The 21597-nt window shown below is 70.2% G+C and carries 22 protein-coding genes and 3 pseudogenes; 20 read left to right on the forward strand and 5 right to left on the reverse strand.

Annotated features, from left to right (window positions below):
- Nucleotides 1-85: 85 nt before the first annotated feature.
- From HB662_RS15565 to HB662_RS30065, 3 genes and pseudogenes are all read right to left on the reverse strand, one after another.
- Complete coding sequence (locus HB662_RS15565) at nt 86-943, reverse strand: alpha/beta fold hydrolase (RefSeq protein ID WP_168050708.1); 858 nt, start codon at nt 941-943, stop codon at nt 86-88.
- Between the two features lie 46 nt (nt 944-989).
- Nucleotides 990-1418: a Bug family tripartite tricarboxylate transporter substrate binding protein gene (locus tag HB662_RS15570; protein ID WP_245185679.1), complete on the reverse strand. Its 429-nt coding sequence runs from the start codon at nt 1416-1418 to the stop codon at nt 990-992.
- A 24-nt stretch (nt 1419-1442) separates the two neighbouring features.
- A pseudogene (locus HB662_RS30065) lies at nt 1443-1559 on the reverse strand (IS481 family transposase); the annotation flags it as partial.
- Between HB662_RS30065 and HB662_RS15575 the strand changes: the two are divergent.
- Nucleotides 1524-1709 (forward strand): annotated as a pseudogene (locus HB662_RS15575) (erythromycin esterase family protein); the annotation flags it as partial. The pseudogenes HB662_RS30065 and HB662_RS15575 overlap by 36 nt on opposite strands.
- Nucleotides 1710-1942: 233 nt before the next feature.
- Here HB662_RS15575 and HB662_RS15580 read toward each other — a convergent pair.
- A pseudogene (locus HB662_RS15580) lies at nt 1943-2053 on the reverse strand (integrase core domain-containing protein); the annotation flags it as partial.
- 268 nt (nt 2054-2321) lie between these two features.
- Between HB662_RS15580 and HB662_RS15585 the strand changes: the two are divergent.
- From HB662_RS15585 to HB662_RS15675, 19 genes are all read left to right on the forward strand, one after another.
- Nucleotides 2322-2501 carry a Flp family type IVb pilin gene (locus tag HB662_RS15585; protein WP_168050711.1) on the forward strand — a complete coding sequence of 60 codons (180 nt, stop codon included), beginning with the start codon at nt 2322-2324 and terminating at the stop codon, nt 2499-2501.
- Nucleotides 2502-2546: 45 nt separating this feature from the next.
- Nucleotides 2547-3050, forward strand: coding sequence for a prepilin peptidase (locus HB662_RS15590; protein WP_168050712.1), 504 nt, complete (start codon nt 2547-2549; stop codon nt 3048-3050).
- Between the two features lie 15 nt (nt 3051-3065).
- Nucleotides 3066-3926: a Flp pilus assembly protein CpaB gene (cpaB, locus tag HB662_RS15595; RefSeq protein ID WP_168050713.1), complete on the forward strand. Its 861-nt coding sequence runs from the start codon at nt 3066-3068 to the stop codon at nt 3924-3926.
- A gap of 11 nt (nt 3927-3937) precedes the next feature.
- On the forward strand, nt 3938-5443 hold the full coding sequence (locus HB662_RS15600) for a type II and III secretion system protein family protein (protein ID WP_168050714.1): 1506 nt from the start codon (nt 3938-3940) through the stop codon (nt 5441-5443).
- A 5-nt stretch (nt 5444-5448) separates the two neighbouring features.
- Nucleotides 5449-5760 (forward strand): hypothetical protein, encoded by a 312-nt coding sequence (locus HB662_RS15605; protein WP_168050715.1) that lies wholly within the window; start codon nt 5449-5451, stop codon nt 5758-5760.
- A complete protein-coding gene (locus HB662_RS15610; RefSeq protein WP_168050716.1) occupies nt 5750-6973 on the forward strand; it encodes an AAA family ATPase in 1224 nt (407 codons plus the stop codon). The genes HB662_RS15605 and HB662_RS15610 overlap by 11 nt, the downstream gene beginning before the upstream one ends.
- Nucleotides 6970-8331: a CpaF family protein gene (locus HB662_RS15615; protein ID WP_168050717.1), complete on the forward strand. Its 1362-nt coding sequence runs from the start codon at nt 6970-6972 to the stop codon at nt 8329-8331. The genes HB662_RS15610 and HB662_RS15615 overlap by 4 nt, the downstream gene beginning before the upstream one ends.
- A complete protein-coding gene (locus HB662_RS15620; RefSeq protein WP_168050718.1) occupies nt 8321-9283 on the forward strand; it encodes a type II secretion system F family protein in 963 nt (320 codons plus the stop codon). Before HB662_RS15615 ends, HB662_RS15620 begins: the two co-directional genes overlap by 11 nt.
- 4 nt (nt 9284-9287) lie before the next feature.
- Nucleotides 9288-10238 carry a type II secretion system F family protein gene (locus tag HB662_RS15625; RefSeq protein ID WP_168050719.1) on the forward strand — a complete coding sequence of 317 codons (951 nt, stop codon included), beginning with the start codon at nt 9288-9290 and terminating at the stop codon, nt 10236-10238.
- Nucleotides 10235-10984: a tetratricopeptide repeat protein gene (locus HB662_RS15630; protein ID WP_168050720.1), complete on the forward strand. Its 750-nt coding sequence runs from the start codon at nt 10235-10237 to the stop codon at nt 10982-10984. The genes HB662_RS15625 and HB662_RS15630 overlap by 4 nt, the downstream gene beginning before the upstream one ends.
- A 526-nt stretch (nt 10985-11510) precedes the next feature.
- Nucleotides 11511-12347 (forward strand): alpha/beta fold hydrolase, encoded by an 837-nt coding sequence (locus HB662_RS15635; RefSeq protein WP_209443301.1) that lies wholly within the window; start codon nt 11511-11513, stop codon nt 12345-12347.
- Between the two features lie 669 nt (nt 12348-13016).
- Nucleotides 13017-14540, forward strand: a complete 1524-nt coding sequence (locus HB662_RS15640) for a sensor histidine kinase (RefSeq protein ID WP_168050722.1) — start codon at nt 13017-13019, stop codon at nt 14538-14540.
- Nucleotides 14537-15142 carry a response regulator transcription factor gene (locus HB662_RS15645; protein WP_168050723.1) on the forward strand — a complete coding sequence of 202 codons (606 nt, stop codon included), beginning with the start codon at nt 14537-14539 and terminating at the stop codon, nt 15140-15142. The genes HB662_RS15640 and HB662_RS15645 overlap by 4 nt, the downstream gene beginning before the upstream one ends.
- A 272-nt stretch (nt 15143-15414) precedes the next feature.
- Complete coding sequence (locus HB662_RS15650; protein WP_168050724.1) at nt 15415-15771, forward strand: hypothetical protein; 357 nt, start codon at nt 15415-15417, stop codon at nt 15769-15771.
- Nucleotides 15772-15863: 92 nt separating this feature from the next.
- Complete coding sequence (locus tag HB662_RS15655; protein ID WP_168050725.1) at nt 15864-16517, forward strand: hydrolase; 654 nt, start codon at nt 15864-15866, stop codon at nt 16515-16517.
- Nucleotides 16518-16524: 7 nt separating this feature from the next.
- A complete protein-coding gene (locus HB662_RS15660) occupies nt 16525-16761 on the forward strand; it encodes a DUF1427 family protein (RefSeq protein WP_168050726.1) in 237 nt (78 codons plus the stop codon).
- Nucleotides 16758-18626: an amidohydrolase gene (locus HB662_RS15665; RefSeq protein WP_168050727.1), complete on the forward strand. Its 1869-nt coding sequence runs from the start codon at nt 16758-16760 to the stop codon at nt 18624-18626. Before HB662_RS15660 ends, HB662_RS15665 begins: the two co-directional genes overlap by 4 nt.
- Complete coding sequence (locus HB662_RS15670) at nt 18623-19012, forward strand: DoxX family protein (RefSeq protein WP_245185649.1); 390 nt, start codon at nt 18623-18625, stop codon at nt 19010-19012. Before HB662_RS15665 ends, HB662_RS15670 begins: the two co-directional genes overlap by 4 nt.
- The gene (locus tag HB662_RS15675) at nt 19009-20616 is read left to right on the forward strand and encodes an MFS transporter (protein ID WP_168050729.1); all 1608 of its coding nucleotides are present in this window, start codon (nt 19009-19011) and stop codon (nt 20614-20616) included. The genes HB662_RS15670 and HB662_RS15675 overlap by 4 nt, the downstream gene beginning before the upstream one ends.
- Before the next feature lie 266 nt (nt 20617-20882).
- Here HB662_RS15675 and HB662_RS15680 read toward each other — a convergent pair whose 3' ends face one another.
- The gene (locus HB662_RS15680) at nt 20883-21584 is read right to left on the reverse strand and encodes an FCD domain-containing protein (RefSeq protein WP_168050730.1); all 702 of its coding nucleotides are present in this window, start codon (nt 21582-21584) and stop codon (nt 20883-20885) included.
- Nucleotides 21585-21597 lie beyond the last annotated feature (13 nt).

A 21597-nucleotide genomic window follows, 5' to 3' on the forward strand; every position in this document is an offset into this window, starting at 1 on the left:
GCGCATGGTCCGTTCTCCCGCGTAGCTGGATGCCCGAAGCCGAACGCTGACGGGGAGATGATCTCGCCGGCTGTGTCGCGGCCGGCTATCGGGCGACGGGCGTCCTGGCCAGGAAGTCGGTGAAGATCGCGACCATCCGCGGCTCCGCGGCCTTCCATTCGGCGCGATCCCACTCCACCAGCAGATCCTCATCGGCGCGTTGCGCGACCACGTCATCATGGTAATCGCAGCGCGGCAGCAGCGTGGCCATCCTGTGCGCCGTTTCTGGACGATGAACCAGGTCATTGCCCGCGATGATGCAGCTGGGCGCGTCCATCGCGCGCAACTGCTCCTCCGTCGCACCGATGATCGGCATGTTGGCGGCGCGGATGAAATGCTCCCGCCAGTTGCGCATCACGGCGATGAAGTGCTGCGGGTCCATCGCCAGCACACGCTCACGGTTCGAGGGCCGCGCCGCGATGCATGCGGCGAAATGCTCGGTCTCCGCAACCGCCGCCATGCCGCCTGATTCGGCCAACGGGATGAAGTCGCCATAATAGCGGGCGGCGAGCTTCTCCGAAGCGTGGCGCCCGCCGGTGACGCGCCACAGCAACAGGCCGTCCAGCGCCGCGCGATGCCGCAATGCGAACAGCACGGCCAGCCGTGCGCCGGAGGACGAACCCCCGACATGCAGCCGGGTCGCCCCGAGGCCTGCCGCCAATTCCCGCAGGTCGTCGGCCCAGATCTCGTATTCCGAGCCCTCGCCATCGATGGAGACATCGGAGGCGCCGCAATTGCGACGGTCGTGCAACAGGATCCGGTAGCCATGGCGCGCCAACTCCCGCGCCATGGGTACCAGTTCGGCATAGCCGCGCCGGCTGCCGGGCGTCAGCGCGACCCATGCGCCCCGATCGCCGATCACTTCGTAGTTCAGGGTCACGCCCCGCACATTGGCTTCCGGCATCCTCGTCATCCTCCAGTGTCTGTTCAGGCGGGGGCGAAGCCCGCTTCTATTGCTGCGCAACCCCGGCGCTGCTCATGATCGCCGCCCATCTCGTGATCTCGCTGCGCAGGAAGGTTCGGAGATAATGCCGAGAGTGGCGGTCCGGCGCCACGGCGGTCGATGCCGCCGTGCGCAGACGGTCCTGGACGGCCTGCCGGTCCAGCGCCGTCCGCATGAAGAAGGCGTTCCAGTAGTAGCCGTCGACCACCGGAATGCACTGCTCCTGCGTGGTCGGCAGGTTGGGAAACAGCGGCGACCGTTCCGCCGTCAGCACCGCGAGCGCCTGGAGGGAATGGTCGTTGATGAAGCTGACCGCGGCCGCGGCGAGCAGGCAATAATGGTCGAGGCGCCCGGCTATCATGTTCTGCAAGGCCGGCGCTGCAGCGCGGTAGGGCACATGCACCGCATCCTGAACGCCGACGGCGGAATTGAACATGCGCAGGCGAGGTAGGGTGGATGCCTGCCTGGTGGGCTCGTGGCCTTCGACCTCAGGCAGGCGGGAGATGCCGTGACGCTGCAGGCAACGAAGCAGCGCCGCGCGCAACGGCTCGAGCGGTACATCGGCGTCATCTACCGGCCCGAAACCGAACGTTGGAGCCATTATTCCCACGCGAGCCTGCCAGACCGGTACCAGGCCTTCGTCTGGTTCAATGAAACGACCGCCGTGATCCCTCTGCCGACCGAGACAACCGGTGGTGAGGACGAGACCTTTCGCTTCGGCTTCTGACTCGCTGCCCGCCCCCCGCATGGTGGAGCGACAAGGCAAGGTCGCCTTGACCACGAGGGTCCATGGCCACGGAACTCACCTGGCAGGAGCTTTATGATCTCGTCTGGTCGCAGCCACCGCCGAGGCTGTTGCCAACGAAGGGGATCTACGGGGTTGGTGCTGACCGCTGGTCTGGTCCGGGGTCTACGCGACTCCTTGGGCTTGCTGGGCCTGCTCGGCGAAGGCCCGCGGGGTCACGTTTCCCCGTCCGGCCGTTCCTCGTCGTACTCCGTCCTCCACGCCTCAAGCCGGTCCCGCGCATCGGCCAGGGACAGGAAGCAGGAGGCGTTGAGGCATTCCGGCCGGAGGAGGCGGCTGCGGCCCGCCACTATCGCTGTAAGGCAATGTCACGAAAGTTGAGCTGTCACGCATTCTAAAACCTGCGGTTGAGTGAAATGGCATAACATGTCCTTACAATTGCTGCCTGGAGAGTCTCGTCGCCCGAGGCCTAGGTTCAGCTATCCCGAGATGCCGTCGCTGGCAGCAAAGGGAGGGGGTCTCACCGGTGTGGACGCGCCACGCCGGCAAGGGGATCCCACACATCGCAAATGCTCACCCACCGGGAACCGCATCATGATCCGCTCTGCCATCCTCGCCCTGCGCAGCACGAAGGCGGTTTCGGCCGCCGAGTACGCGATCCTCGCCGTCGGCATCGTCATCGTGGTCGGCGGTGCCGCTGCAGCTCTCGGTCCCAACCTCGAAACGGCGTTCCAGGCGATCGGCACGAAGATCACCGGCGCAACGCCGGATTGACGGCAACCATTTGGCATTGACCGTACCTCGCGAGGCAGTCTCGCCGTGGATGTCTCGGTCCAGCTTCTCCTGATCCTGCCACTGCTCGCCTACGCCTGCTGGCGCGACCTCTCGGCGCGCATGATCCCCGATGCCGTCTCCCTCCTGCTCGCCGGCATCGGCATTCTGTCCCGGCTTTCACTCGGCTGGGATGCGGCGCTGGTCTCCCTTGCCAGCGCCGCGGTGCTGTTCCTGGTGTTGCTGGGCTGCGCCATGCGCGGCTGGCTCGGCGGGGGCGATGTGAAGCTCGCGGGCGCGGTGGCGCTCGGCTTCGCGCCCGCCGCCACCTGGGATTTCGTCTTCGCCACCACCTTGGCCGGTGGCCTGCTGGGCGTGCTGTACCTCGCCGGACCGTCCTTCGCACCACGCCTCGCGCCATCTTCCGGCACGGCGCTGCTGCCGCGGCTGGCCGCCATCGAATCCTGGCGCCTGCGGCGGCGCGGCCCCCTGCCCTATGGTTTTGCCATCGCCGCCGGGGCGCTGGCCGCACTGCTCGCGAACCCCCAATAAGGCGGGACCGCCCACATGTTCCTTCGTATCCTGGTTGTCCTATCACTGATCATCACCGCCGCGGGGCTCGGCGCGGTGGGGGTGCAGATGCTCGCCCCCCCGACTCAGACCCCCGCCTCCGCAACCTCCGCCGCGGCCCCGCCACCTCCGCCGGCCCGCGCGCAGATGCTGGTCGCCGCCCGCGCGCTGCCCGCCGGCACGCTGCTGAAGGAGGAGGATTTCGCGACGCGGGAGGTCGCGCCGGAGCTGCTGCCCGAAGGCGCCGTGCCGCCGAGCGACGAGGCGAAGGCGGAGCTTCGCGGCGCCATGCTGCGGCATTTCATGGAGGCCGGCGCGCCGCTGGACCGCGCGCAATACCTGCGCCCGCGGGACCGCGGCTTCCTCGCCGCCGTGCTGGCGCCCGGCAAGCGGGCGATCTCGGTCGGCGTCGATGTGGTGACCGGCACGGCCGGCCTGATCTGGCCGGGCGACCAGGTGGACCTGATCCTGACCCAGGAACTCGCCGCCGGCGACGCGCCGCTTGCCCGCCGCGTGGTGGGGGAGACGCTGCTGACCGATGTGCGCGTGATCGCCGTGGACCAGCAGATCACCCAGGGCGCCACCGGGGCCGAAGCCACCGCCAGCCGCATCGCCCGCACCGTGACGCTGGAGGTGACGTCCTCGCAGGCGGAACGCGTCGCCGTCGGCAGCCGGCTCGGCCGGCTTGCGCTGACGGTGCGCGCGATCGAGGCGGAACTGCCGCTCGCTGCCGTCGTCCCGCCCGGTTCGGTGTTCGGCGAGGACGTGTCCCCCGCGCTCGCGCGTGCCGGGGTCAGCCAGGGCATGCGGATGCGGGTGATCCAGGGCGACGAGACCCAGAACGTCCTGTTCCGATGAATCGCGTATTCATGCTCATGGCCTGCCTGCTGGCAGGTGGACCGGCCCTGGCGCAGCAGGCGGTGACGATGCCGCGGGACCAGCTGGCGCCACGCCCTTCCGCCGGTACCTCCGTGCCCGCCGCGACGGTGGCCGCAGCGCCGCGCGTGACCGGCGCGCAGCGGCTGACGCTGGTGGCCGGCACGGGCCGCCTGCTGGTGCTGCCCGAAGCGGCGCTGACGGTGCTCGCCGCCGATCCGCGCATCGCCCGGGTACAGCCCGCCTCCCCCACCAGTCTGTTCCTGATGGCGGTCGGCGCCGGCCGCACCACCATCATCGCGACGGCGGAGGATGGCAGCCCGGTCGCCGAATACGACGTGACCGTGCTGTCCAATACGCCCGCGCCGGAACCCGCCTTCGCTGCTCCGGCCGCGAGCCCGGACGCCAGCCCCGCCGCGATCCAGAGCATGATCCGCCGCATGGTGCCCGGCGCCGCCACGGCGCGCGTTGCCGCCGCCGGGCCGCGGATGCTGGAACTGACCGGCCAGGCCGCCTCGGCCATCGATGCGCGTCGCGCGGAGGCCATTGCGCAATCCATGGCCGGGGCGGATCGGGAGGTGACGAACAGCCTGGTTCTGCTCGGCTCGATCCAGGTCAATGTCCGGGTGCGCGTTGCCGAGATCTCGCGTCAGGTCTCGCGGGATCTGGGCTTCAACTGGCAGGCGCTGGCGAATACCGGCGGCAATTTCCTGCTCGGGCTGCGCAGCGGCGGCGCGGGCGCAGTTGGCGGAGCACTGCTCGGCGCCGCCGGCACGGACGTGCCACAGCGCTATGGCGCGGCCTACAGATCATCGCGCTTCGACATCAACGCGGTGATCGACGCGCTGGCCGAGGACCAGCTCATCACCATCCTGGCGGAACCGAACCTGACGGCGCAGTCGGGCGAGGTGGCGAGCTTCCTGGCCGGCGGCGAATTTCCGGTGCCGGTCTCTGCCAGCACCACTTCCGGCGGCATCACGATCGAATTCAAGCCCTACGGCATCAGCCTGGCCTTCGTGCCCACCGTGCTGGCGCCGGACCGGCTGAACCTGCGAATCCGGCCGGAAGTGAGCGAGCTGACCGAGAACGGCGCGATCTCCCTGCCGCTCGGCGGTGGCGTGGTGCGGATCCCGGCGCTTTCGGTACGGCGGGCGGAGACCACGGTGGAACTGGGCAGCGGGCAATCCTTCGCCATCGCCGGGCTGTTGTCGCAGGGCAGCACCACGGCGAATGAGGGCCTGGCCGGCCTCGCCGACGTGCCGGTGCTGGGCGCCTTGTTCCGCTCCGACCGGTTTCGCCGGAACGAGACGGAGCTCGTCATCATCGTCACGCCCTATCTGGTGCGGCCGGTGTCCGACCCGAACCTGCTGGCGGCGCCGACCGACGGCTTCCGTCCGGCAACCGACCTCGATCGCATCCTGCATCGCCGCCAGATCGCCCGTGGGGCGCCGCCCCTGGCAGGCGTCAGCGCTGTCGATGCCGGCTTCATTCTGGAGTGACGCGGATGCGGATGCTGCCGATCCTCTCGATGCTGCTGCTCGCCGCCTGCCAAAGCGAGGGAGGTGATTTCGCCCGCCCCGGCACCTGGCGTTCCAGCGGCGCCAACGAATCCAACCTGCGCGCCATGCTGGAAGACCCGCAGGATGCGAGGCGTGGCCGCGCCGCGATCGGCGACCGCGGGCAGGCCGCTACGGTTGCTGTGCGGCGCCTCGAATCCGGGCGCCGCTTCCCGCTGCCAGCCTCCACCCTGTCCAGGATCGTGCCGGTCAGCAGTGAGCCGGTGGCGCAACCGACGGGCAGCCCCGATGCGCGCTGACCCGCCGCGGGAGGCCGCCGACCACGCCCGCGGCGGCGGCGCAGGCCGCGGCGAACGCGCACCGTTCCTGGCCTTCGTGCAGGATGAGGCCTCCGAGGCTGCGATCCGGGGCGGCCTCGCGGCCTTTGGCGGCGGACTTGCCGTGCGCCGCGGCGGCATCGCCACCGCCATCAAGGCGTTGGAGCGGGAGGCGACGCCGCGCGTGCTTCTGGTCGACATCGCGGGCATCGACGACCCGATGGAACAGCTCGAGGCACTGGCCGGAATCTGCACGCCGGACCTGCGCATGCTGGTGCTGGGCGACAACACCGAGATCGGCTTCTACCGGCAACTGACGCGGGACCTCGGCGTCGCCGAATACGTCCACAAGCCGCTGACGCGTGACAGCGCGGAACGCCTGTTCGGCCCCTTCCTGAAAGGCGGCGAGGCGGAAACCGAGGCGGCGCGGCGCGGTGGTCAGGTCGTCGCCGTCTGCGGCGCCCGCGGCGGCGTCGGCACCACCACCGTCGCCGTGAACCTGGCGCTGCAACTCGCCGATGTCAGCCGCGGCCATGTGGCGCTGCTCGACCTCAACCTGCGTGGCGGCACCACCGGGCTGATGTTCGGCGTGCGCCCGGCCCCCGGCCTGCGCGTGGCGCTGGAAGATCCGGAGCGGGTGGATGGGCTGTTCCTGGAACGCTGCGCGATGCCGATCGGCGAGCGGCTGAAGCTGATCGCGGCGGAGGAGCCGATGGACGCGGTGCCACTGCCGACGATCGAGGGCGTCGCCGGACTGCTCGGCCTGCTGCGGCAGCGCTTCAACCATGTGGTGGTGGACCTGCCAATGCCGCCCGGCCCGGCGGAACGCGCCGTGCTGGCGGCGTCCCGCCTGATGCTGCTGGTGATGGGGCCGGATCTCGCCGGCATCCGGAACGCCATCGCCGCGCGCAAGCTGGCCGGGGGCGGCGCGGCGCGGATGATGACGGTGCTGAACCGCGAGGGTCTGCCCGGCGGACTGAAGCGCAAGCACATCCTCGAAGGTCTCGGCGCCACGCCGGAGGTCACCATACCCGACCTGCCGAAGCTGCTGCCGCGCGCCGCGAACCTCGGCAAGCCGGCGCTCAATACCGTGCTGCGCCGCGCGCTGGCGCCGGTGACGGAGGAGATCGCGGCGGTTCATGCAGGAAAGGTGCGCGGCAGCCTGATGGCGCGGCTGTTCGGAGGCAGTGCATGAAGCCCTTCGGCCGCCGTCAGGACGCGCCGATGTCGATGGTGGAAGCGAAGCTGCCGGCGGAGGCCGGGGGCACCGTCCTGCCACTGGCACCCGGTGTGCCGCTGGACCAGTTGCGGGCGCGGGTAATGGAGCAGGTGGACCCCATCGTCGCCTCCGAACTGCCGCGCGCGGCGCTGCGGGCGCAGCTTGAATCGCTGGTGCACGATTTGGCGAACCGCGAGCGCATCGGCCTTTCGGCACGCGAGCAGGCGCGCATCGCGGAGGAGTTGGAACACGACATGGTGGGCTACGGCCCGCTGGAGCCGCTTCTCGCCGACGATACCATCAGCGACATCATGGTGAACGGCCCGGACCACGTCTTCATCGAGCGGCGCGGCAAGCTGGTGCGCGCCGATGTGCGCTTCCGCAATGCGCAGCAGGTCGCCACCATCGCACAGAAGATGGCCGCGACGGTCGGCAGGCGCGTCGATGAGAGCAGCCCGCTGGTCGATTGCCGCCTGCTCGATGGCAGCCGCGTCAATGTGGTCTTCCCGCCGCTGGCGATCGACGGCTGCAGCATCTCGATCCGGAAATTCTCCAAGAAGAAGATCGACCTGCAGGCGATGGCCGATGGCGGCTCGATGTCGCACAGCGTGGCCCGCGTGCTGGAGATCGCGGCGCGATGCCGGCTGAACGTGGTCGTCTCCGGCGGCACCGGCTCCGGCAAGACCACCATGATGAATGCGATGAGCCGCTTCATCGACCATGGCGAGCGCATCGTCACCATCGAGGATGCGGCGGAGTTGCAGCTGCAGCAGCCGCACATCGTCCGCCTGGAGACCCGGCCGCCGAACCTGGAGGGCAAGGGCGAGATCAACCAGCGCGATCTGATGAAGAACGCGCTGCGGATGCGGCCGGACCGCATCATCGTCGGCGAGGTGCGCGGTGCCGAGGCCTTCGACATGCTGCAGGCCATGAATACGGGCCATGACGGTTCCTACTGCACCGTCCACGCCAACACCGCGCGCGACGCCGTCGTGCGGATCGAGAACATGGTCCAGATGGGACAGAACAACCTGCCCTCCCGCGCCATCCGCACGCAGATCGCCAGCGCCGTGGACCTGATCGTGCAGGTGGAGCGCATGCGCGACGGCGGCCGCCGCGTCTCGCAGGTATCGGAGGTGGTCGGGCTGGAAGGCGAGGTCATCACCATGAACGATGTCTTTGCCTTCGAATACCTGGGCGACGACGAGAATGGCCGCATCCGCGGCCGCTGGGTGACACCCGGCATCAGGCCCGGCTTCTTCGACCGGCTGACCTATTTCGGCCTCGGCGAGGCCTGGATGCGCGCCATGCAGGAGGGTCGCGATGCGGCGTGACCTGCTGTTGATCATCCTGGTTGCCCTGCTGCTGCTATGCGTGCTGCTCGCCTGCCTCGCGCTGACGCAATCCGGCGACGGCCGCGCCCTGCGCGCCCGGCTGCGCGACCTGGGCAGTGGCAATGCGGAGGCCGATGCGAGGGTGGTGCTGCCCTCCATCCGCGTGGCGCGGTCGCGGCATGGCCATGCCTCCCTGCGCCTGCTGCGCCTGATCCGCTTCGACCCGGAGATGCCGCAGGCGCGGTCCATGCCATGGCCGCTTGTTGCGCTGATGGCGCTAGGAATGGCGGCTGTGGTGCATGCCATGGCGAGCGGGCGGCTCAGCCAGCCGCTCACCTGGCTGGCGACCGTGGCGGCCGGCATCATGGCGGCGCGGTTTCTGTTCGGCATGCAGCTGGCCCGCTATTCGGAGGCGGTATTCCAGCAGATCCCGGACGCGCTGGGCCTGATGGTCCGCGCCATCCGCGCCGGGCTGCCACTGGCCGAGGCGCTGCGCGGCGTGGCACGGGAAATCTCCTCCCCGACGCGGGAGGAGTTCGCCCGCGTCGCCGGCGAGATGGCGATCGGCCGGCCGGTCGAGGATGCGCTGGTCAGCCTGTCGCGGCGCACCGGGGTGACCGAATATGCCTTCCTGGCGGTAACGCTCGGCCTGCAGTCGCAGACCGGCGGCAGCCTGGCGGAGACGCTGGATAATCTCGCGGACCTGGTGCGCAAGCGCGTCGCCATGGCGAAGCGGGCGCGGGCGCTGGCAGCGGAGGCCAATATGCAGGCGGGGTTGCTGGTGATCCTGCCATTCCTGGCCGCCGGCGCCATGGCGATGATCCAGCCCTTCTACATCGAGACCTTCACGCAGAACCCGACCGGCCAGACCATGGCCGTCGTCGGCCTTGTGATGATGGCGATGGGGCTGATCATGATCCGCTGGCTGATCCGCCAGGCCGGGCGGGGTTGAGACGATGCTGACACCGGACACCCTGCTGATGCTGGCGGCCGTCGGTGGCGCGGTCTGCCTGGCGTTGATCGCGGCACTGCTGCTGGCCCATGCGGCGGAGGATCGCGACATGGCGGTGCATCTCCGCAGCATGGTGGCGGAGGCGCAGCCGAAGGCGGTGGAGCGGCGGCCGGTGAGCCTCGGCGCCCGCGCATTGGGGCCGGTGCTGTGGCTCGGTGAGGTTCTGCGCAACAGCGCCTTCGTCTCGGAAAAGGATGCCGCCGGGTTCCAGCGATCCGTCGCCGCGGCGGGGCTCGACCCGCGCGCGGCGGTTCCGGCCCTGATCGGGGCCAAGGCGGTGCTCGTGGTCCTGCTGCCGGCCGCGGCCACGACCTATGGCGCGATGGCCGAGGTCAGCACCATGAATGGCGCCATGCTGTTCGCGTCCGCGCTGTGCCTCGGCGTCGTGCTGCCGAACTGGCTGGTGGGCATGCTGCGGCGCCGGTTCCAGCAGCGCCTTCGCATGGGGCTCCCGGACGGGCTGGACCTGCTGGTCGTCGCGGCGGAGGCCGGCCTCGGCCTGGAGACGGCAGTGGACCGCGTAGCGCGGGAGATGCAGGGCTCGAACCCGGCCATTGCGCTGGAGTTCAGCATCCTGGTGCAGGAGCTGCGCATGCTGCCGGATCGTCGTGCCGCGCTGGAGCGGATGGGCGAGCGCACCGAGATGGAGGGCTTCAAGCGGCTTGGCGCGACGCTGTCGCAAACGCTGCGCTACGGCACGCCGCTGGCGCAGGCGCTGCGTGTGCTGTCGGCGGAAATGCGGACGGAACGCATGCTCCGTATCGAGGAGAAGGCAATCCGCCTGCCGGCGCTGCTGGTCGGGCCATTGATCCTGTTCATCCTGCCGGCGCTGTTCATCGCGCTGGTCGGTCCCTCCGTGCTGGAAATTGGACGTCAATTCTCGGGGACACCATGATGTATTCACCGGCATGGGCGGGACTGGCGTTGCTGCTGCTGGCGGGATGCGCCGGCCAGGGCCCACGCAGTGCCCCGGCTACGCACGACACTGCGGCACGGCTTCGGGTGGCGGCCGCGGCCGAGGCATCCGGGCAGACCGATGTCGCGCTGTCCATGCTGGCCTCCGCGGCGGCAGCGGTGCCCGGGGATGCCCTGGTGCAGTCGCGCTACGCGGCGGCGCTGCTGCGCGCGGGACAGGCCGGGCAGGCGGAGGACGTGCTGGCGCGGGCCATGCGCAGCCAGCCGGATGCGGCGCCGCTGCTGGTCGGTCTGGGCCGCCTGCGGCTGCGTGCGGGCGCGGCGCCGCAGGCGCTGGAGATATTCGGCCGGGTGCTTGCGCGCGATGCGGGCAATGCGGCGGCGCTGTCCGGCCGGGGCGTTGCACTGGATCTCCTGGGTCGGCACGCGGATGCTGCCGTCAGTCACCAGGCGGCGCTGGCCCGGGCACCGGACAGCCTGGCAACCGCCAACAACCTGGCCGTTTCGCTGCTGCTGGCGGGCCGGCCTGCCGAAGCGGCCGTCCTGCTGGCGCCCCTCGCCCGCCGTCCGGACGCGCCGGAGCGGGTTGCGGTAAACCTCCGATTGGCCCAGGCGGCTGCCGGAAATGGCGGCAGCCCCGATGGCGGCAGCACCGGCGGCCAGGGCAGCATGCAGGGTGGAGAAGATGGGCTGATCGCCCTGGCGGCGGCGCTGCGCACGCCGTGAGCGCTGGGCGCCGACGACCAGATGGCGGTGCCTTGGAAGCAGCGGCCAGGGTCAGGAAGCAGCCGCCGGCAGCACCGCTCAGCGCTGCGGCGGCGTAGCCTCGCTCTGGCCCGCCGCGACCAGCCGCGCGAAGCCGCCGCCCTGCGATCATCGCAGAGGGAAAATCAGAAGCAGCCTGCGACGCGTAGCCGAGTGCAAGCCTGACTTGCCCCCCCCCCGCACGGGCCACCGTGAACCTTCCTTCAGCAGTAGTCCGGCTATCTCCTCGCATAATGGCGCCCACCCTGTGCGGCCGCCTAGGGTCGGGCCGTGCTCTCCGTCACGCGGCACTCCGCGCACGACGCTCGGGGTGTCCGGGGCAGTGAAAGGATCCGGAATGCCCGCAGAGAACCAGCCCTCCGGCCGCCATCATCTGCCGACCCGCAGGGAAGCCATCGGGTTGGGAGGGGCAGCTCTGGCCCTTTCAGCCGGCCTGCCGCGCGCTTCCGAAGCGGCCACGAGACCCCATGCAGAAGGACCCACCGACATGCCCCACGTCACGACAACCGACGGCGTCGACATCTTCTACAAGGATTGGGGGCCGAGGCAGGCCCAGCCGATCATGTTCCACCACGGATGGCCGCTGTCCAGCGACGACTGGGACACGCAGATGCTGTTCTTCCTGCAGCAGGGCTTCCGCGTCGTCGCGCATGACCGCCGCGGCCATGGCCGCTCGGCGCAGGTCAGCGAGGGCCATGACATGGACCATTACGCGGCGGACGCCTTCGCCGTGGCGGAGCATCTGGACCTGCGCAACGCCGTGCATATCGGCCATTCCACCGGCGGCGGCGAGGTCGCGCGCTATGTGGCGAAGCATGGGCAACCGGCCGGCCGCGTCGCCAAGGCGGTGCTGGTCAGCGCGGTGCCGCCACTGATGCTGAAGACCCCAGGCAACCCCGACGGCCTGCCGATCGAGGTGTTCGACGGCTTCCGCAAGGGCGTCGCCGACAACCGCGCGCAGCTGTTCCTCGACGTGCCCTCGGGCCCCTTCTACGGCTTCAACCGGGAGGGCGCGACGGTGTACCAGGGCGTCATCCAGAACTGGTGGCGACAGGGCATGATGGGCAGCGCCAAGGCCCATTACGACGGCATCAAGGCGTTCTCCGAAACCGACCAGACCGAGGATCTGAAGGCCATCACCGTGCCGACGCTGGTGATGCACGGCGATGACGACCAGATCGTGCCGATCGCCAACTCGGCGCTGAAGGCGGTCACGCATCTGCGAGCAGGCACGCTGAAGGTCTATCCGGGCTATCCGCACGGCATGCTCACCACCCATGCCGAGGTCATCAACCGGGACCTGCTCGCCTTCGTGAAGGGCTGATACTCCAGCAACCGGGAGGGTAAAGCCCCTCCGGCCTGGCCAGGCCCGCCCGGCGCCATCCTCGTGCTCGCTCGGCACGGCGCTCGGGCGGATGTATCCAGCCGATCCGTCCAACGTGAGGTCCACGCCCCGGGTGCAATGCGCCCGGGGCCGCGCATCTGCCGGCCAGGCGGACCAGCTCCGCCAGCGACCGCGCGCCCATCTTCCGCATCGCATCGGCCCGCTGGCTCTTCGCCGTGCCCAGGCCGGAAGGCCACCTTACTGTTCATGGGGCCGGCGGCGACCAGCGCCATCACCTCCCGCTCCCGCAGCTACAGGCTGGCATAGCGCAGCCGCGGCGCGCCACTGGCTGCACCGAGCGTGGCCCTTCCCATGCATCCGCGCATCAGCGATGGCGGCACCGGCCCGAACTTCGGTTCCGCGCGCCCCCTTGGGCTGCGGCAATCATCCAAAGATAGGCCGCTGCGCCTTGAGGTGGTGCCAGGTGGGCGGGCAGGATGGCCCGCCGGCATCCGGGCGGCGTCATGTACAACCCTTCCCGTATCGGGCAGCTTGGGCCCGGCTGGGGACGGAGGCATCGATTTGCGCAGGGTTCGGCAGGATGAACAGCCCTCCCTCCTCTCGACCACCCCGCCTTCCTCTGCGCAAAGGCGGCTCGCGGCGGGCGTCATGGCGTCGCTGCTGTTCGGCCTGGCCCTTGCGGCGCCGCATGCGCAGACACCGCTGGCGGGCTCCGAAGTGCTGCTGCCGGCCTATGCCGCGGCGCTGGTGGTCATCGAGCTGGTCACCGGGGCGCTGCTGCTCGCACTGTTCTCCGTGCACCGCATCCTCGCCGTGATGCTGCTTGCCGCCGCCTACCTGTTTTCCGGCCTGATGGCCGTGCCCTGGGCGCTGACCTTTCCGGGCGTCTTCGACGCCATGGGCCTGCCGCCGGCCGGGCCGCAGACCACCGCCTCCATTGCCGCGGTGCGCCGGCTCGGCTTCGCGCTGCTGCTGCTGACCTATGCGGTGCTGGCATGCCGGCAGACGCGCAGGGCGGCGCCGCGGTACAGCGGAATGGTCATCGCAGCCTGCATCCTGGCGGTGTTCGCCGCCGCCGCCGGCCTCGCGGTCCTCATTATCCGGAACGACGCGCTGCTGCCGCGCTTCATGATGGATGCGGCGACCATCACCGTGAACTGGACCTATTTCGCCGTCCTGGTCGCCGCGGTCTACGCCGCCACGCTCGCCATCCTGCTGCTGCGCGGCTGGTCGGTGCTGGACCTGTGGCTCACCGTCGTCACCTTCTCGCTGCTCATCGACATCCTGATGCTGAGCTTCATCAGCGAAGGGCTGCGCCTCAGCCTCGGCTGGTGGGCGGGGCGGCTCTATGGGCTGGTGGCCGCCATGGTGGTGCTGCTCGTGCTGCTGGCGCAGACCACGGCGCTGTCCGCGCAGCTGACCCGCGCAGTCGCGGCGGAGCGGCGGGCGCGCGAAGCACGGCTGCTCTCGATGCAGGCGCTGTCCGCCTCCATCGCGCATGAGGTCAACCAGCCCCTGGCCAGCATGGTGACCAACGCGGATGCCGGGCTACGCTGGCTGGCGCGGAACCCGCCGGACCTTGCCGAGACCCGCGCGGCGCTGGAGCGGATCGGCCGCGAGGGACTGCGCGCCGGCCGCATCATCGACGGTATCCGCGCCATCTTCCGCAAGGGCGGGCAGGAACGGGCGGCGCTGGACCTCAACCGGCTGCTGCAGGCCGTGCTGACGCGCTGCGAGGCGGAGGCACGCCCGCATGGCGTGACGCTGGAATTGCGGCTGGGCGAGCGGCTGCCGCCGGTCAGCGGCAGCGCGGCACAGCTGGAACAGGTGGTTTCCAACCTCGCCACCAATGCCTTCGAGGCGATGTCGGGCATCAAGGGCCGGCCGCTCGTACTGCGCATCACCAGCCATGCGGCCCCGGAGGGCGAGGTGCAGGTCTCCTTCGCCGATACCGGGCATGGCGTTGCCGAGGAGCAACGGCGCCACATCTTCGAGCCATTCTTCACCACCAAGCCGGAGGGGACGGGCATGGGCCTGATGTACTGCCAGTCGATCCTGGAGGCGCATGGCGGCCGCTTGTGGGTCGAGGACAACGTGCCGCACGGCGCCATCTTCCACTTCGCCCTGCCGGCCGCCCCCGGCGCCGCGGCGCCGCGGGACATCGCCGCATGACCCCGGTGGTCTTCATCATCGACGACGACCAGGCGATCCGCGAATCGCTGCAGAGCCTGTTGCGTTCGGTGGGCCACGAGGTGCAGGCGCATGCCTCGACGCGGGATTTCCTCGCCGCGCCACGCCGCGATGCTCCCGGCTGCCTGGTGCTGGATGTACGCCTGCCCGGCCAGAGCGGGCTGGAGTTCCAGCGTGCGCTGGCCCAGCTCGGCCTGCCGCTGCCGATCATCTTCATCACCGGCCATGGCGATGTGCCGATGTCGGTTGCCGCCATGAAGGCGGGCGCCATCGAGTTCCTGACCAAGCCCTTCCGCGACCAGGACCTGCTCGATGCCGTGCATCGCGGCATCGCGCTCAGCGAGGCCCGCCGCGACGATGCCGCGGCGCTGGCGGTGCTGCAGGCGCGCTATGCGACGCTGACGCAGCGGGAGCGGGAGATCATGACCATGGTCGCCGCCGGGCAGCTTAACAAGCAGGTCGCGGCGCAGCTCAATCTCAGCGAGATCACCGTGAAGGTGCATCGCGCGCAGGCGATGGCGAAGATGCAGGCGCGGTCGCTGCCTGATCTGGTGCGCATGGTGGACCGGCTCTCGCTCCGCTAGGCCCGGCGGCACCATACCTTTGTATAGGCGTCCTGGCGCAGGGGTCATGGCCGCCACATGGCGTCGCCCGCCAAGCCGGGGCGCGCGCGGACACGGGTCCGTGGTGAGGGCGCGCGGCGATGGTCGTAGCCGAAGGATCAGGCCCGGCCATACCAGCGCATAATTGCTCCAACCCTGCCATTCTCGGCATCGTCCGACCCGCATCGGATCCCTCCGGTGTAGGCGATCCGGCGCCTCGGTGCCGGGCCTGATCCCCAGGAAGGACCATCCCGATGAGGCATCCCCACGCCGTTGCCGCCACCCTGCTGCTGGCCGCCGCCGCGCTGCCCGCCGCCACGTCGCCGGCCGCCGCACAGACCCTGATGAGCTGCCAGGTGCAGGAGGTCCGCGGTTCCGGTGAGAACGTCGAGATCGTCTACAACATGAACTGCATGCCCGTGGTGGGCGGCGACGCCACCCGCGTGGAACCGACCGGCAACGGTGAATACCGCGTCACCTACGGCAATGGCCGCCCGGCCTTCGGCGGCGGCCCCGTCTACATCCTGCGCTTCAACAGCGAGTTCGGGGCCCCCGGCGAGACCCGCTACGGCGCGCCGCTGGACGGCAACCCCGGCACCGCGCGCCGCTGACGCCGATGGCAGGCCCCGGCGCGCCCCCGGCGAAGGCGGCCTGCATCGCCTGACACCGCCCCTGCCAGGGGATCCTTCCAAGGATGACACCCATGCCCGAAGCCAAGCCCATACCCGGTGCGCAGCTGCTGACGCCCGGCGACCACACGCTGGTGATGATCGACTTCCAGCCGCAGATGGCCTTCGCGACCAAATCCATCAGCGCCATCGAGCTGCGCAACAACGCCGCGCTGCTGGCGCGCGCCGCCAAGGGATTCGGTGTCGCCACCATCCTGACCACCGTTGCCGCCAAGGGCTTCTCCGGCCCGATGTTCGAGGAGGTGACGGCCCCCTTCCCGGACCTGCCGCTGCTGGACCGCACCAGCATGAATGCGTGGGAGGATGCGGCGGTGACGGCGGAGGTGAACCGCCTCGGCAAGTCCCGGATCGTGCTCAGCGGGCTCTGGACCTCGGTCTGCATCGTCGGCCCCGCGCTGTCCGCGCGCGACCAGGGCTTCGACGTCTATGTAGTGGCCGATGCCTGCGGCGATGTCTCGGCTGAAGCGCATGACCGCGCGATGGACCGGATGGTGCAGGCCGGCTGCGTGCCGATGACCTCGCTGCAATACATGCTGGAGCTGCAGCGCGACTGGGCGCGGGCCGAGACCTACGACATGACGACCGGCGTGGCCCGCCAGCTCGGCGGGGCCTATGGCATCGGCATCACCTATGCAAAGTCCATGTTCGGCGCCAGCGAAGGGCATTGAGACGCAGATGGCGCCCTACATCATCTCGACGCTGCTCGGGCTCGGCGTGGGCGTCACCTATGGGCTGTTCGGCGTGCGCTCTCCCGCACCACCGGTGATCGCGCTGCTCGGCCTGCTTGGCATGCTGGTGGGCGAACAGGCGGTCGGATGGTGGCGCGGCCATGTCGACCTGGCGCAGGCCGTGTCGCGCATCTGCACGCACGGCACGCATCAGGCGAAACCGGAAGGGAAGCACGAGACATGACCGACGGGCACGACCTCATCCTCGTCAATGGCCGCTTCACCACGCTGGACCGCGCGAACCCGGCGCCGGAAGCTGTCGCCATCGCCGGCGGCCGCTTCGCCGGGGTGGGCGACCTGCGCGATCTGCGCGACGGCGCCGGCCCTGCCACGCGGGTGATCGACCTCGGCGGTCGCCGCGTCATCCCCGGGCTGATCGACAGCCACATGCACATCATCCGCGGCGGGCTGAACTACAACATGGAGCTGCGCTGGGACGGCGTGGCAAGTCTTGCGGATGCCATGGCTATGCTGCGCGCCCAGGTGGCGGTGACGCCGCCGCCGCAATGGGTCCGCGTGGTCGGCGGGTTTACGCGGCATCAATTTGCCGAGAAGCGCCTGCCGACGATCGAGGAGCTGAACGCCGCGGCGCCCGACACGCCGGTCTTCATCCTGCACCTGTATGACCGCGCCTTGCTGAACGCCGCGGCACTTCGCGTCGTCGGCTATACGAAGGACACGCCGGACCCGCCGGGCGGCGAGATCCAGCGCGATGCCGCGGGCAACCCCACCGGGCTGCTGCTGGCGCGCCCCAACGCCACCATCCTGTATGCCACGCTGGCGCGTGGCCCGAAGCTGCCGCCGGATTACCAGCTGAACTCCACGCGGCATTTCCTGCGGGAGATGAACCGGCTCGGCGTCACCGGCGTGATCGATGCAGGCGGCGGCTTCCAGAACTACCCCGAGGATTACGAGATCATCCGCAAGCTGCATGCGGATGGGGAGCTGACGCTGCGCATTGCCTACAACCTGTTCACCCAGAAGAAGGGCGAGGAGGTTGCGGACTTCACCCGCTGGGCCGGCATGGTTCAGCCCGGGCAGGGCGATGACAGCCTTCGCCACAATGGCGCCGGCGAGATGCTGGTCTTCTCCGCCGCCGATTTCGAAGATTTCCGGGAGCCGCGCCCGGAGCTGCCGGCGGAGATGGAGGCGGAGCTCGAGCAGGTGGTCCGCGTGCTGGTCGCCAACCGCTGGCCCTGGCGCCTGCACGCCACCTATGACGAGACGATCACCCGCGCGCTGGATGTCTTCGAGAAGGTCAACCGCGACCAGCCGATCGATGGCCTGCACTGGATCTTCGACCATTGCGAGACCATCAGCGACCGCAACATCGACCGCGTCGCGGCGCTCGGCGGCGGCATCGCGGTGCAGCACCGCATGATGTACCAGGGCGAGGATTTTGCGGAGCGCTACGGCGCGGAGGCGACGGCGCATACGCCGCCGATCGCGCGCATGCTGGCCAGCGGCGCCAAAGTCGGCGCAGGCACGGATGCGACGCGCGTCGCCAGCTACAACCCCTGGGTCTCACTGGCCTGGCTGGTCACCGGCCGCACCCTTGGCGGTCTGCGGATGTACCCCCCCGCGAACCGCCTGGATCGCGAGCAGGCGCTGCGGCTGTGGACCGAGCAGAACACCTGGTTCTCGACGGAGGAAGGCAAGAAGGGCCAGATCAAGGTGGGCCAGCTCGCCGACCTCGCCGTGCTGTCCGAGGATTTTTTCAGCGTGCCGGAAGAGCGCATCCTGCATCTGGAATCCGTGCTGACGCTGCTCGGCGGCAGGGTGGTGCATGGGGCGGGCGACTTCGCCGACCTCGCCCCCGCGCTGCCGGCGGCGATGCCGGACTGGTCGCCGGTGCGCCGCTTCGGCGGCTACCAGCGCGGCACGCCACGGCTGATGGCGGATGATGCGGCAACGGCGGCCGCCTGTGGCTGCGCCAGCGCCTGCGCCGTGCATGGCCATGCGCATGGGCGGGCCTGGGGCGCGGAGGCGCCGGCCACCGATGCCGCCGGCTTCTGGGGCGCCTTCGGCTGCGGATGCTGGGCGATATGAGGGCGCTGCTGGCGACAACCTGGCTGCCGCGGCTCGCGCTGCTTGGCCTCTGCGCCGCCTATATCCAGGGCGGGCTGAACAAGCTGCTGGATTTCAACGGCGCGGTGGCGGAGGCCGCGCATTTCGGGCTGCCGCTGCCTGCTGCGACAGCCGCGCTGACCATCCTGCTGGAACTCGGCGCAAGTGGGCTGGTGCTCTCCGGCCGCTACCGAGCGGCAGGCGCGCTGGCGCTGGCCGGCTTCACCCTGGCCGCCACCTTCATCGCCAACCGCTTCTGGACACTTCCCGCGGGGCATGAGCGCTTCATGACGGCGAACGGCTTCTTCGAACATCTCGGCCTGGTCGGCGGCTTCCTGCTCGTCGCCTGGCGGGACGCCACGCGATGAGCGAGCCCAGCGCCTTCGCGCCCTTGCGCCACAAGGTTTTCGCCGTGCTCTGGACGGCGACCGTGCTGGGCAATATCGGCACATGGATGCGCGATGTCGGCTCCGGCTGGCTGATGACCTCGCTCGCGCCATCCCCGGTGATGGTGGCGCTGGTGCAGGCGGCGAGCACGCTGCCGGTCTTCATCCTCGCGCTGCCGGCCGGTGCGCTGGCGGATCTGATGGACCGCCGCCGCCTGCTGATCGGCGTGCAGGCCTTCCTCGGCGTCGTCGCGCTGACGCTCGCAATCACCACGGCGCTGGGAATGATGACGCCCTGGCTGCTGCTGGTGCTGGTGCTGGCCGGTGGGGCGGGTGCCGCGCTCGGCGCGCCCGCATGGCAGTCCTCGGTGCCGGAGATGGTGCCGCGCGCCGATCTGCGGCCAGCCATCGCACTAAACTCGCTCGGCGTGAATGTCAGCCGCGCCATCGGGCCGGCGCTGGGCGGCGTCATCGTTGCGACGCTGGGCGTGGCGGCGACCTACCTTGCGGATGCGATCAGCTACGTCATCGTCATCGCCGCGCTGCTCTGGTGGCGGCGCAGCGCGCCGGTGGTGGAAGGGCCGCGCGAAAGCCTGCCGGGGGCGATGCAGGCGGGGCTGCGCTATGCGCTGCATGCGCCCGCCCTGCGCCGCGTGCTGCTGCGCGCCGCCGTCTTCTTCGCCTGCGGCGCCGCGCATTGGGCTCTGCTGCCGCTACTGGCGCGGCAGACGCTGGCCGGCGGCCCGGGGCTCTATGGCTTCATGCTGGCGGCGATCGGCGCTGGCGCTGTGCTGGGCGCCGTGCTGATGCCCTGGCTGCGGACGCGGCTCGGCGGCGCGGAGGGTCTGATGCGGTTCGGCGCGCTCGGCAGTGCCGTGGCGCAGGCCGGGCTGGCGCTGGCGACCACGGGTATCCTCGCCGTGCTGCTGTGCCTGCTGGCGGGCATCGCCTGGATCACCGTGCTGACCACGCTGAACGCCACGGTCCAGGCCGTACTGCCGAACTGGGTGCGCGGGCGCGGGCTGGCGCTGTACCTCACGGTGTTTTCCGGCGCGATGGCATTGGGCAGCCTGGGCTGGGGCCAGCTGGCCAGCTGGCTCGGCATCCCCGGCGCGCTGCTGGTCGCGGCCGCGGGCGGCGCGGCTGCGGTGCTGCTGGCACGTATCCTGCCATTGCCCTCGGGCGAGGATGAACTCGACCCGTCCCACCACTGGCCCGACCCGCATGCGGTCGTGGCGGAGCCGGCCGAGCGGGGACCGGTCGCCGTCCAGGTGGCCTACCGCGTCGCGCCGGAGCGGCACGCCGCCTTCGATGCCGCGATCCGCCCACTCGGGCAGATCCGCCGTCGCGATGGCGCACTGGCCTGGTCGGTCTACGTCGATGCCGCGGACCCGGAACGCATCATCGAGTGGTTCGTGCTGGCGAGTTGGGCAGAACACCTGCGCCAGCATGGGCGCGTCACGGTTGCGGACCGCGCCGTTCAGCAGGCAGTGGCCGCGCTGCATGAGGGCGATGCGCCACCGCAAGTCACGCATCTGCTCGGCCTGTCAGCTTCCACTGCCGCGCGGCCCGCCAAGCCCGCGTGAGTGCGAGACATGCGGCGATGGACCACGCCGCGCAAGCGGATGGCTCGGCGCCGCCAGCCGGCAGCATCGATGCGCCGCCCTGATGCTGACCCATCCGCCGAACGAGAGAGGCACCTTCGGCCCCTTGCCGGTGCGGCCATACTTTACCTCGAGCGACACCACCGGCATCTTGCGCGGGGTTGATCCTGGCTGCCCGGCGCAAGGCAGGCGCGGCTTGCTGATACCCCGGGACACCGGACGTGCCGCACGTCGGCCTGGCGGCCGCGTCAACGGCGCGGCTGCTGCTGCCCAGCCAGGAACTTCTGAACATAAAGCTGCCGGGCGCGCTCCATATGCGTCACGGCAAGATGCTCCAGCACCTCCCGGTCCCGATCGCGCAGGGCCTTCACCATGGCCTCGTGCTCCGCGCAGGCCTGCGCCAGGGCGCCCGGATCGGCGGCGCCGTAGGCACGGGCGGGGAAGCTCAGCCAGTCGTGCAGGCGGATCGACTCAGCCAGATAAGGGTTGTCGCAAAGGCCGAAGATCAGGCGGTGGAAGACCATGTTCTCGCGGTGGATGCGGATCAGGTCGCCACTGCGCGCAGCTGTCGCATGCGCCTTCATGGCCGCGCTCACCTCCGCCAGGCGCGAGCGGGGGACGGGCAGCACGATGGCCCGGGCCGCCGCCTGGTGCAGCACGGCACGCATCGCATAGAGGTCATTCAGCTCCGCCGCCGTGAACAGCGGCAGCTCCGCGCCACGATGGCGCGGCTTCGTCACCACGCCGAGGCGCTGCAACTCCGCCAGCGCCGCACGCACCACGTGCCGCTTGGCGTCGTAATCCTCCATCAGGTGATCCTCGATCAGCCTGGTTCGCGGCAGGATCCGGCCGCGGATGATGTCGGTCTCGATGGCCGCGATCACCGCCAGAACCTGCTCCGGCAGTTCGACGTCGCGCGTCGTGCGCGGAAGATGGGGTGAATTCTGCACGGGCGGCGCGATC

The sequence above is a fragment of the Falsiroseomonas frigidaquae genome (assembly GCF_012163145.1).
In the GTDB taxonomy this organism is placed as follows: Bacteria; Pseudomonadota; Alphaproteobacteria; order Acetobacterales; family Acetobacteraceae; genus Falsiroseomonas; species Falsiroseomonas frigidaquae.